A 10902-nucleotide genomic window follows, 5' to 3' on the forward strand; every position below is an offset into this window, starting at 1 on the left:
CTCTCGAGGTGCACAGGAATCGGTCCGGGTGGATGATGACTGACGTTGATATCCCGACCACCCGAAGAGACGATATGAAGACCAGGCTCAGCTGCCCCTGCGGTGAACTCATCACCGGCGTCGACGAAGACGACCTCGTCCAGAAGACGCAGGCGCACCTCGCCGCCAACCACCCCGGCCACGACTACACGCGGGACGAAATCCTCTTCATCGCCTACTGACACCGGGGCGAGCAAGGGCGCGGCGGCGTGGACCGCCATGACATAGCAGGGGTAGGGATGCCGACGAAATCCTCGGTCATCTCATGGTGGCGAGGTTGTGCCAGAGGTTTTCGAGGCTGTCGGTGCCGCCGAACAGTGTGGTGAAGTTGGTGGAGTCGATGAGCACGATGTCGCCGGCACGCCGGTCGGCAGGTGGCATCCAGATCAGCGCGTTGAACTCCGTGTTACCCGCCGCGGTAAAGGGATGGGGCCGCTGGGGGTCGACGCGCTGGCGGCCCAGGACACGTAACGAGTCGCTTTCCGGCGCGGTGAGCTCGTAGTGCGGCAGATGGGGGTGGAAGTTGAATGTGGTGACGTTGTCCAGCAACTGGGGTGCGTCCAGATCGCGGAACCCGGTGAGGGGGGCGATCTCACCGGTGCCGTCGACGACCGCGGGACGCAGGCCCCATTTGTTGTGCACCGGCACGTCGAGCGCAGTCATCAGCGAGCGTGTGTACCGGCCGAATCGCTGCTGACGGGGCACCAGTCGGTCGCCGTGATGCTCGTATTCGATTTGTCGCTGTGTGTAGTCGTCGGTGAAGCCGACGTCGTGGTGCGGCGCCAGAAGCAGGCAGGTGCCTTCGCGTTGCAGCCACTCCCGGATCGCGATGTCTTCTTCGGGTGTGGCTTCCTGCTCGGAGAGGATGTGATCGAGCCCGAACACCATCAGCGTGTCGGTGTCGGCCAGGATCCGCTCGTCGATCGGCAATGTGTAGCCGGCCTGGTCGATGCGCTGGAACACCGCGACGGGATGCCCGGTGGCCGCACCGGCCAACTGCTGAAACGCCAGCGTTGAGCGATGGAACAGCTCCAGTGTGCCCGCGATGCCCTGCAGGAAGTGCGCCGCGTCGTACTCAGGTGTCTCATAGCTCGGCCACAGTACGTTGCGGACTTCGGTCATCGTGGAGAAGCGGTTATACATTTCGGCGGGATCTCGTTGGGCTTCCCACGGGTAGTTCCACGTCCAATAAATGCTTATGCGCCGTCGCCCGTCGCGCTTGCGCGGGATGTGATTCTGGTTGTAGATGCGTGCCGGCGGCCGGGTGCTCATGATGTCACCTCTCGACTGTCGAGCGTGGCCAGGTATCGCAGGGCGCTGATGCCCGGCAGGAAGAAGTACGCGCCTCCCCTGAGCGTGGTGAAGGCCGGCAGGCCCTTGAACACCTTTCGGATGGGTCGCTTGGGGATCGTGAACTCCAGGGTGCCGTCCTGGGTGCCGCAAATGGGGTCGCGTTCATTGCCGAGTTCGTGGAATGTCTTGTCGTTGATCCAGACGTTTTGGGCGAACTCGAACTGCCGGACCAGGCTGGCGCAGATGATGAACGCGGCAATGCCCCGGTCCTTCCCGTCATCGGGGGCACCCTCGGGGAGGGCAGGCCCGTAGGTGGCGCCGCGGCGAATCATCCTGCGGCGGTTCATATTTACTGCCGTGTCGCGTGGGTTGAGTCGCCGCACGTGCGAGCCCAGCGGTACCGCGTAGCCGTGTGGGTCCATCTCTTTGTAGTTGAAGTCATTGTTCCGCATGGGATCCGCGCCCAGCTGCGGATCATCACGGTCAGGGGCCAGCACCAGGGGGGCGCCGCTCGGCCAGCGGCCCATGAGCTTCGCGGCAAGTAACTCCTGCTCCTGCGGGGTGTCAGCGTGCGCTCGCAGATAGTTCCGAAACTCCCCGACGTGTTCTTGCAGCCGGCGGTAGGCCATGTAGCTGCCGTTGCGGGACAACACTTCCGGCAGCGGCAACCCGCGAGGCGCCCCCTCCTCGTCGGGGTAGCCCAGGATGAATTCACCGGGTTTCAGCGGTATACCCGAGCCTGGCGTCGGTTCTTCGCCGGATCCTTCGATCACCGGCTGGGACAACCGGTCTCGGAACCCGAAGTGGTCATGGGCGTAGTCGAATGGCGGCGTCGCGTTCAAATCCAGGAACGACAACACGCGCACACCGGAGCAGCGGGCCACCAGTCTCTTGTGCTCGGCGGTGCACCGCTGGTGTTCGGCATCGGTGCGGGCGAACAAGATCACGATGGCGTGCAGTCCGTCATCGGCCAGCCCGCCCATCCAGTTTTCGGGATGATCAGCGCCGGTGTCGCCCAGAATGTCAGCGCGGGCGGCCATGCCTTCACGGAACTCGTCGGGGAAGGTGGCAAGCGCCTTCGCCGACACGCCGAGCGCCCGCAGCCCGCGCCAGGTAAAGGCCAGTGTGATCCAGCGCTCGGAACTGTCGATCGTGGCGCGCGCGTCTGCGGCCGACTGAACCCGGTCCAGCAGCGCGGTCAACCAGGCCCGGCCCCCGGCGGGGTCGTCGAAGGACAGGAACTCGTAGCGGCCGGTCATCGCCGGGGTACGAGTCAGCAGGATGTGCTGAATATCCTCGAGTTCGAGCATTGCCACAGTGCTCATTGCATCTGATCGAGCATTTCGGAGAACGCCGCCTTGACCCGCAGCGCTTTTTTGATCTCGTCGGCGGTGACGTAGGGGTACTCGCCGTATTCCAGGAAGCTCGGAAGTTGGTGTTCTCGGACGAATTCGACGAACGCCTCCGTGTTTTCCTTCCAGTCCTCGGGAAATCCTTCGAGATTGGTGAAAACGGTGGTGATACCGGTCTGGCTGAAGAGCGCAACGGCGTCTTCGGTGTACTTGTCGAAATCGGTGTCGAAGATGCCTTGATATTGGAAATGCAATCCCGACCCGACATCGAACAGCACCCATCGCAGGTAATGCAGCCGCAGCGGCGCAAGCACATCCGGACTGCCCGCTACCGCATCTTCGATCTGCTTGCCGTACGCGCGTATGGCCTCTTCTCGACCTGGCTTCACCTTTGCGATGATCGAGAACCCATAGCAGGCCGGGGTCCGTGGATAAATCGGCCCATACCTTCCCCGCTCCAGCTCGAAATAGCCTTCCTTGGGGAGGGCCATCGCCGCTGGCCTGCTCCAGTCGCGATCGGTCGCGGGCATGTCGTCACCTACCTTCGCTACCGCAGTACACCGGACACCGGACACCGAGATCCATCTTACGGACCCGCACGTATAACCGAAATCCCAAACTTGCCGGAAATCGGGGCGGAAGTCGCAAACGACGTGGACCCGCCGACGTGCGTCTGGATAATTAGTGGCTCAACAATGTTTCGGTCGGTTGCGCGAGCCCAACTGCTCTTCCACACCTCCTGGCATATGTGGTCGATAATTCAACCACATCACCGATCTACCTACCGCAATTCCGCCGCACAATCCAATCGTCCGTAGGCTGCGAAATCCCGGCCACAGGCGCCCAGGTTTGACAGGATGACGCCATGTCGATACCACCGCAGCACACCGAGCGGGCGCCGCGCCAGCTCTCGACGCCCCGAGCCGCCGCACTGGCCGGAGTGATATTCGCGGCGTTGTTCGGCACAACTTTGATCTTGATCCGCACCGAAATGCCTGAAGGAATTGAAGATTCGACTCAGTGGCTGGACGGTCGACACAACGCGATTACTACAGCGACCGTACTGATGCCCTTCGCCGGCATCAGCTTCCTATGGTTCATCGGCGTCGTACGCGACGGGTTCGGGCGCTACGAGGACCGGTTCTTCGTGTCCGTCTTCCTCGGCAGCGGGCTGTTGTTCGTGGCGATGATGTTCGTCGCTACCGCCGTCGCCGCCGGCCTGGCGGCAAGCAACGCCGACGGCACCGACACAGCCGCCCACGCCGAGGTGGTCCACTTCGGCAAGATGGTCGTGCTGTCGGCGACCAAGACCTACGCACTGCGGATGGCCGCCGTGTTCATGATCTCGCTCGCGACGATTTGGCTGAAGACCAGGCTGATGCCACGCTGGCTCGCCGCCCTCAGCTACATACTTGCCCTGGCGCTGCTCATCGCCGGCGAGACAAGCATGTGGCTGACGCTGGCGTTCCCCGCCTGGGTGTTCGTAGTCAGTGGCCTCATACTGGGGCGCTCCGGATTAATCGAACAACTGCGTAACCACGGCGATTGACCACGGCAATGCTGCGATTACGGTGCCGATCAGCCGATTCGACGCGATTCGGTCGCGCACGGCCGAACTGGCGGGTGCGCCGGTTCGGAACCGCACCTCCGCGACCGAGCGCGACCGGTCGATCACTTCCTTCGCCGCCGCCTCGCGGAACACGGGCGATTGCCTCGAGTTCCGCTGTGCCACAACAATTCCTGCGATCGCCCCGCTGCGATTTCGAGCACTTCCGGCCGACCCGCGGCCTGCGGAAGAACCTGCCCTGCGACTGCCTGACCTTCCCGGGGCTGGAGTAGCGCTCGAGTGCCTCCACAACGCGGATGCCGTGCACGCATGCCACCGCCGAGGTCGACAACCCACAACACGATCGATCTCTTCGCGTTGCACAGTGCCTCCAGGCATCCGGTGGATGGACAAGCCCTGCTCCTGGACTCGGCCGGAGCTCCGCCGAAGACACTGCCATCCCCACGCCCTGGCGCGTCGAATACCAGAGGTCCGCAACACATTCGACCGACAACCTCAGACCGCCACGACAGCGGTAGGTGACCGCGGGTATCACCCGACGACGCCACCGCCGAAGCCGCCGACTCCGACACGGTCATACCGCTCGAGCTGCCCCTAGGGAGGAATCTTCATGGCATTCGATCTGGTTCATGAAACTGCTCAGGTCAATGGAACGACGCTGGCCTACAGCATGGCGGGACCGGCGGAGGGCAAGCCGGTCGTGTGCAGCCACAGCCTGTTCCTCGACCGACGAATGTGGTACCCGCTCATGGAGCTGCTCGTAGAACGCGGCTATCTGGTGATCGCCTACGATCATCGAGGGCAAGCCGACAGCGCTCGCGCCGAGCGGCGGGAAGATCTGGATGTCGAAATCCTCACCGCCGATGCCGCAGCGTTCATCGAGGCCCGAGGATGGAGACCGTGCCACGTCATCGGCAACAGCCTCGGTGGCTTCATCTGGTTGCGGCTTGCGGCACGGCGCCCCGAACTCATTCGCACCTGCACAGTTATCGGGTCTTCAGCTGAGGAAGAGTACCGGCGCGCCGATTACGAGCCGTTGGTCGCTCATCTCACCGAGCACGGCGCGGCGCAGGTGACCGACTCCATCCTCGAAATCATGTTCGGCCGTTGGACCCTCCAGAACAACAACTCGCTCATCTCCACCTGGCGGGAAAGAATCAGCGAACTCGGCCCCTCCATCGGAGACGCCTCCTACGGTGTCGTCACCCGGAAGCGAGTGGTCGAGGAACTCCACCAGTGCGCGGTGCCGGTACTCGCCATCGCCGGTGCGGAAGACAACGCCTACCCGACGCCGATCTCCTCGGACAACATCGCCGACGCGTGCCCACGCGGCCGCACCGTGACGATTCCCAAGGCAGGCCACTCCGCGGCGATCGAACAAACCGAATTGGTCTTGCCACACCTCGTCGAGCAATTCGCTCTGGCGGACGGGTCCTGAGATCGGTTCTCACGTAGGCACATTCGGTGGTAGTGCATTCTTGTCGCCGACCCATCGGTACCTGTCGGTTCGTCGGCGTGTGAGCGCATCTCTGGGCATTTCCGGATCAGGTTCGAGTGCTCGCTCTCGGGATTCCCAGGGGACCGGGGTATGCGCGGCGTAGCGACCTGCCTCGGCGCGGCCGTAGTGCATACACGCGGATCTTCCAACGATTCGGAGAGTATCCAGTTACCCTGAGTCGATGCGATCCCGGTTCCGTCGGTACGTCCTGGCCGCGCTCGCCGCCGCCGCGTCGACCCTGCTGCTCTGCACGCATTCCCCGGCCACCCCTCTGATTCGGCCGGCCGCCGCTATACCGCCACTCGACGCGGGATTCCTCTGGGGTGTCGCGGCATCCGGATTCCAGTCCGAAGGCCATGCGCCCGACAGCAATTGGACGCGTTACATCTCCGCGAACCACGATTACGACGAACTTCACGATTCGGTCGACTTCTACGACCGCTATGCGTCGGATATCGGCATGGCGGCCGCGCTGGGCGTGCGGGTGTTCCGGATCGGAATCGAGTGGGCCCGGCTACAGCCCGCGCCAGGGGTCTGGGACGTGGCCGCGTTCCGTTTCTACGATGCGGTCATCGCGAGTATCGAGCAGGCCGGGATGCGGCCGATGATCACCTTGGACCACTGGGTGTACCCCGGATGGGCGGTCGACCGCGGCGGCTGGCGCAGTCCGGGCATGGTCGACGACTGGCTGGGCAACATGCGCAAGGTCGTCGACCGCTACGCATCCCACAATCCGCTGTGGGTCACCGTGAACGAGCCGGTCGCCTACATCGTGCACGAGGCCCGCAGCGGCGCCACCGACGCGGCCGAGATGCTGGAGCGGGTTGCGCAGGCGCACAACGTCATCTACGACTACATCCACCAGGTCCAGCCCGGCGCCCAGGTGACCAGCAACGTCGGCTATGTCGCCGGCTCGGAGGCCCAGGTCAACGGTGCGCTCGTCGATCGCATCGGGGACCGGCTCGACTATGTGGGCGTCGACTACTACTTCGCCTACGATCCGGCGCAGTCGCTGCTTACGTCGATCGCGAGGGCCAGCGGATCGGCGATGCCGACCCTGCCTGGGCAGCACATCTGGGAGCTGCCCTTGCGCACAGAAGGTATCTACTATGCGCTGCAATACTATTCGCGCCGCTTCCCGAACAAACCGCTCTACATCGTCGAGAACGGCATGCCCACCGAGAACGGCCATCCCCGCGCCGACGGCTACACCCGCAGCGATCATCTCCGCGACACCGTCTACTGGATCCAGCGCGCAAAGGCAGACGGCATCAACGTCATCGGCTACAACTACTGGAGTATTACCGACAACTACGAATGGGGAAGCTACACACCACGATTCGGCCTCTACACCGTCGACGTGCGCACCGACCCGACCCTCACTCGCCGTCCCACCGACGCCGTCGGCACCTACACGCAGATCGTCGCCGAGGGCGGTGTCCCCGTCGGCTACCTCCCCACCCGCGGCCCCGCCATCTGCTTCCTTGTCGATCCACCGGCCAGCTGCCTGACACCGGTCGCGGGCCCGTAGCGTGCAGGCCGCGGCGCCGCCGCTGATCCGGACACGGCACTAGGCGTTGATGCTTCGACTGCCGCAGTATCGGGTGGTGAATCGACGCAGAATCTCACTCGGCACGGTGATCGATTCTCGGTGGCCGAGCGCGGTGAGATAGTCAGCCTCGTCCGGGTCGAAATAGCCGGCGTGCCGGTAGGTTTCGATACGCAGTTCGAGTCCGTTGCCGTCCAGCTCGGGATGGAATTGGGTGGCATACGCGTGGTTCCCGACTCGGATCATCTGTACGGGGCAACCGACCGACCCGGCGAGCAGCACCGCGCCGGGTGGAACTTCCTGGCAGGCCTCCTTGTGGCCCACGAACGCCCGAAACGACTGCGGTATGGTCCGCAGGAGCGGATCGTCGCGGGCGGCGGCGGTCAATTCGATCGTCTGTGCGCCGGCCGTCTCCCCGTACCGTTCGTCGCTCACCTTTCCGCCCAGCACGTCAGCCAGGGTGCTCAATCCATAGCAAGCGCCCAGGTACGGAAAATCGCGCTGAACGATCTCGCTGGTCAGGTTCTTCAGCTTGGGCTCGAATCTCTTCTGGTAGTCGTACTTCTTGTCGTCAGGACTGCTCACATTGCTCGGGCCGCCGCCCACGATAATCGCCGAAAAGTCGTCGAGGTCGATGTCGGGAAGTTCCTGATCCATCTGCACCCGGACAAAGTCGCCGACGTCGAGCTCGGCCGCGCGCAGGATGGCGTGGTATTCGTCGTCCGCGGCCACTCGCTCGGGCCGCAACTGCAACAGCAGACAGGGCTTGGGCATGTATCAGATTGTGGAAGATCGACGGCCATGAGGTGGTGTGTTGACCGAAACCCCTCCGATCGTATGCCGGAACGGAACGTGCCCGCGACCTGAAGGACCAGCTATTCGTCTCGGACCAGCACGGACGTGGCCGGGACGGTTACGGTCAGGGGGTAGACATCGTCCGCGCTGGGACGGACGCCGAGCCCTGCGGCCGACATGGTCCTTCATGGCGATCTGGGCCAGCCGGTCCGCGCCGTGCCGAATCGCGGCGTTCGCTCGGCGCTCCGCTGCCGCCTCGGGCCCGATGCAGGCACCGCGGTCGAGGGCGTAGATCTCGGCGACCGTGCCGGTTAGCCAGTCGAGCTCGTCGGCGAGGCGGAACGCGGCGAGGACCCGGCGTCCTGACACACCTGCACGTCGAAGGCGGGATGCGTGCGGTCACCTGCCTCGAATCCGGCGAACCGCAGACCGAAGTCATGGTTGGTCGGAGTATCACCGGGCAACGCGGGCGACACCGGCAGAGCCGACGCGGATGTCGCTGCGCACGAGATGCGCACTTGGACAAGCGATCATCTCGAACGGAAAGAATTTCTGAAGTCTTCTCATTTGGCTGCCCAGGGTGGAATGATGTGAGCCGCTGGAATTTTCCGATTCAACGGCGGTGTCGATCGAACGGCACCGAGAGTGGGGTCATCACATGAGAATCAAGAAATTCGTCGTCACATCGCTGCTCGCCATCGCGGCTACCGGGGTCGCGGCTGGTACCGCCTACGCCGGTCCTGGCACCATCACCTCCACCGCGACCAGCGGAACCGACCGAGGAGTCACCTACACCACCGGATTGTCCGAGGACCGCGCAGGGGTGACGACCACCTTGGAGTCCGGCCGGTTCGCGTTGACGCCCGACGCGACCGCGGTTACCGTGACAGCTCCCGACGGTGTCGTGGTCGCGAGTCTGCCCTTGTCGTTCCAGGCTACGGGACAACAGGTTCGGTTGAACCCTGACATCAATGCCGAAGGCACAGCCCTGACGCTCAAGCCGGCAGACAGGTCCACTCCCGTCGGCGACATCGCGGAGTACAACCAGAATGTCGCTCAGCTGAAGGACATCGGCGCCGTCGGCGTCGTGGGCGGCGTCGTCGTCGGTGCCGCGATCGGCGCAGTCATCGGCACGCTGGTCGGTGCCCTGTTCTTGGTGGTCGGCGCTATTCCCGGCCTGTTCATCGGCCTCGTCGCCGGTGCCATCGTCGGCGCCTTCGTCGGTGGTGTCGTGATCTGAGTCAGATCACGGTAGGTAGCTCTGCTTCCAACTGATAGTGGATGTGCCCGAGGTCGCTCCGAAATGCGCTGATCTACCCGGCCTGGAGCGGTCTCGGGAACTCCTCTCGGATGAGGTGTCATCACCGGTCAGGGGCTCTGTCGTTGGGGCGACGAGCACCGGTCGCTACACGACGGTCGGAACGGCAGCGGGCTGGAAAGAGAGTTCGGGTCGAGCACGTCTTGGGACTCGTCTTCGGCTCGGCCAGCGTTATCAGCACCGGCTTCTGCCACCGCTTCGACGCCGGCTCGCAACTCCCGCCAGAATCGAGCAGCGCGAAGCCGCCAGTGTTTCGAGCACAGTGCCGGATGAGCGTCTTCGGACCTGTGTTTCCTGGCAGTACCCGCGCTACCGAACCTTCTGGCTGCCAGCATCATTCGATACGCGCACCAGCCTGGTCACCCGCGCTGCGCTTCGCAGCGGACCTCACGCTCAGGGCGTCAAGATCATACAACTCGAGGTGGCGTGGGCGATCAGACGCCCGGCTTCGTCGGTGACCTGGGCCTGAGCGAGGGCGGTGCTGCGGCCGCGGTTGATCACGGTTCCCTCGCACCGGAGCAGGCCGGACGCCTCGGTCGCCGGACGCAGATATTTCACGCTGAGGTCCAGCGAGGTGTAGAACTGGCCCGGCTTCAGCGTGGTGTGTACCGCGCAGGCCGCGGCGGTGTCCAACAGGGTGGAAAGCACGCCGCCGTGTACGGTGCCGAGCGGGTTGTAGTGGAATTTCTGTGCCCGCATGGTGACTTCGATCCATCCCTCGCGGGCCTTCATCTCCTGTATGTCGATCATGCTCACCGCGGGCGGCGGCGCGATCCGGCCGTCCACGATCGCTTGGATCTGCTCGAGGCCACTGCTCTGGGCCAACGCGGCCAACGCGGCGAAGCCTGCGGTCGGATCGGTCCAGCTGTAAGTCCTGGTCTGCACTGCGGAGTCGGCCTCAGTTCGAGTCATCGACTGAGACTCGCACCGCCAGCTGAGTCTGTCAACAAGACCCAGAGGTCTACGCTGGAGTCATGTCGCAGCCCGACCCGGCCGCAATGAACTGGTCCACCGAGAACTGCACGATCGGCCGTGCGATGGCGATCCTCGGCGAACGCTGGACAGTGGTGGTGCTGCGCGAGATCTTCAACGGTATCCGCCGTTTCGACCAGATCCATGACCATGCAGGCACACCGAAACAGGTGCTGACCAACCGGCTGGCCATGCTTTGCGACATGGGCGTACTGGTTCGGCACCCGTACCGGGAGCCGGGTGAGCGCGAACGCCACGAGTATCGGCTCACTGCCATGGGATTCGACGTGTACCCGGTACTGGTGGCAGTCCGGGAATGGGGCGATCGCTACCTGGCGGACTTGGAAGGGGCCCCGGCGGCAATGCTGCACCGGGACTGCGGCGCCTCGGTCGGCGTCCACCTCGTCTGCGCCGCAGGCCATCACATCGACTCCCCTCATGACGTGGTCACCACGCCGGGCCCTGGTGCGCGGGCGGCTGCGCTCCCACGCACCAGGGACGCCTGAACCTGGTCAGATC

The 10902-nt window shown here is 64.1% G+C and carries 11 protein-coding genes; 6 read left to right on the forward strand and 5 right to left on the reverse strand.

Annotated features, from left to right (window positions below):
* Positions 1-74: 74 nt before the first annotated feature.
* The gene (locus OHB12_RS08725) at positions 75-221 is read left to right on the forward strand and encodes a DUF1059 domain-containing protein (protein WP_327120959.1); all 147 of its coding nucleotides are present in this window, start codon (positions 75-77) and stop codon (positions 219-221) included.
* Positions 222-297: 76 nt separating this feature from the next.
* Here OHB12_RS08725 and OHB12_RS08730 read toward each other — a convergent pair whose 3' ends face one another.
* Genes OHB12_RS08730 through OHB12_RS08740 form a run of 3 tightly spaced genes read right to left on the reverse strand, consistent with a single transcriptional unit; the run spans position 298 to position 3214 of the window.
* The gene (locus OHB12_RS08730; RefSeq protein ID WP_327117863.1) at positions 298-1311 is read right to left on the reverse strand and encodes a hypothetical protein; all 1014 of its coding nucleotides are present in this window, start codon (positions 1309-1311) and stop codon (positions 298-300) included.
* Entirely contained in the window at positions 1308-2642 is a 1335-nt protein-coding gene (locus OHB12_RS08735) for a Dyp-type peroxidase (protein WP_327120961.1), read from the reverse strand. Before OHB12_RS08735 ends, OHB12_RS08730 begins: the two co-directional genes overlap by 4 nt.
* A gap of 11 nt (positions 2643-2653) precedes the next feature.
* Positions 2654-3214, reverse strand: coding sequence for a hypothetical protein (locus OHB12_RS08740; protein ID WP_327117864.1), 561 nt, complete (start codon positions 3212-3214; stop codon positions 2654-2656).
* A gap of 335 nt (positions 3215-3549) precedes the next feature.
* Between OHB12_RS08740 and OHB12_RS08745 the strand changes: the two genes are divergently transcribed.
* From OHB12_RS08745 to OHB12_RS08755, 3 genes are all read left to right on the forward strand, one after another.
* The gene (locus OHB12_RS08745) at positions 3550-4233 is read left to right on the forward strand and encodes a hypothetical protein (protein WP_327117865.1); all 684 of its coding nucleotides are present in this window, start codon (positions 3550-3552) and stop codon (positions 4231-4233) included.
* A gap of 628 nt (positions 4234-4861) precedes the next feature.
* Positions 4862-5689, forward strand: coding sequence for an alpha/beta fold hydrolase (locus OHB12_RS08750; RefSeq protein WP_327117867.1), 828 nt, complete (start codon positions 4862-4864; stop codon positions 5687-5689).
* Between the two features lie 241 nt (positions 5690-5930).
* On the forward strand, positions 5931-7280 hold the full coding sequence (locus OHB12_RS08755; protein ID WP_327117869.1) for a family 1 glycosylhydrolase: 1350 nt from the start codon (positions 5931-5933) through the stop codon (positions 7278-7280).
* Positions 7281-7319: 39 nt separating this feature from the next.
* Here the strand turns inward: OHB12_RS08755 and OHB12_RS08760 are convergent, their stop codons facing one another.
* The gene (locus tag OHB12_RS08760) at positions 7320-8072 is read right to left on the reverse strand and encodes a glutamine amidotransferase (RefSeq protein ID WP_327117871.1); all 753 of its coding nucleotides are present in this window, start codon (positions 8070-8072) and stop codon (positions 7320-7322) included.
* 679 nt (positions 8073-8751) lie between these two features.
* Here OHB12_RS08760 and OHB12_RS08765 point away from each other — a divergent pair.
* Complete coding sequence (locus tag OHB12_RS08765) at positions 8752-9333, forward strand: hypothetical protein (RefSeq protein ID WP_327117873.1); 582 nt, start codon at positions 8752-8754, stop codon at positions 9331-9333.
* Between the two features lie 471 nt (positions 9334-9804).
* Here OHB12_RS08765 and OHB12_RS08770 read toward each other — a convergent pair whose 3' ends face one another.
* On the reverse strand, positions 9805-10323 hold the full coding sequence (locus OHB12_RS08770) for a PaaI family thioesterase (protein ID WP_327117875.1): 519 nt from the start codon (positions 10321-10323) through the stop codon (positions 9805-9807).
* A gap of 62 nt (positions 10324-10385) precedes the next feature.
* Between OHB12_RS08770 and OHB12_RS08775 the strand changes: the two genes are divergently transcribed.
* Entirely contained in the window at positions 10386-10889 is a 504-nt protein-coding gene (locus tag OHB12_RS08775; protein ID WP_327117877.1) for a winged helix-turn-helix transcriptional regulator, read from the forward strand.
* The last annotated feature ends 13 nt before the right edge of the window (positions 10890-10902 follow it).

The sequence above is a fragment of the Nocardia sp. NBC_01730 genome, from assembly GCF_035920445.1.
In the GTDB taxonomy this organism is placed as follows: Bacteria; Actinomycetota; Actinomycetes; order Mycobacteriales; family Mycobacteriaceae; genus Nocardia.

Excerpts from the sequence above, each read along its gene's own strand:
- OHB12_RS08725 (WP_327120959.1), top strand. The coding sequence starts at position 75 with ATGAAGACCAGGCTCAGCTGCCCCTGCGGTGAACTCATCACCGGCGTC.
- OHB12_RS08730 (WP_327117863.1), bottom strand. The coding sequence starts at position 1,311 with ATGAGCACCCGGCCGCCGGCACGCATCTACAACCAGAATCACATCCCG.
- OHB12_RS08735 (WP_327120961.1), bottom strand. The coding sequence starts at position 2,642 with ATGCTCGAACTCGAGGATATTCAGCACATCCTGCTGACTCGTACCCCG.
- OHB12_RS08740 (WP_327117864.1), bottom strand. The coding sequence starts at position 3,214 with ATGCCCGCGACCGATCGCGACTGGAGCAGGCCAGCGGCGATGGCCCTC.
- OHB12_RS08745 (WP_327117865.1), top strand. The coding sequence starts at position 3,550 with ATGTCGATACCACCGCAGCACACCGAGCGGGCGCCGCGCCAGCTCTCG.
- OHB12_RS08750 (WP_327117867.1), top strand. The coding sequence starts at position 4,862 with ATGGCATTCGATCTGGTTCATGAAACTGCTCAGGTCAATGGAACGACG.
- OHB12_RS08755 (WP_327117869.1), top strand. The coding sequence starts at position 5,931 with ATGCGATCCCGGTTCCGTCGGTACGTCCTGGCCGCGCTCGCCGCCGCC.
- OHB12_RS08760 (WP_327117871.1), bottom strand. The coding sequence starts at position 8,072 with ATGCCCAAGCCCTGTCTGCTGTTGCAGTTGCGGCCCGAGCGAGTGGCC.
- OHB12_RS08765 (WP_327117873.1), top strand. The coding sequence starts at position 8,752 with ATGAGAATCAAGAAATTCGTCGTCACATCGCTGCTCGCCATCGCGGCT.
- OHB12_RS08770 (WP_327117875.1), bottom strand. The coding sequence starts at position 10,323 with ATGACTCGAACTGAGGCCGACTCCGCAGTGCAGACCAGGACTTACAGC.
- OHB12_RS08775 (WP_327117877.1), top strand. The coding sequence starts at position 10,386 with ATGTCGCAGCCCGACCCGGCCGCAATGAACTGGTCCACCGAGAACTGC.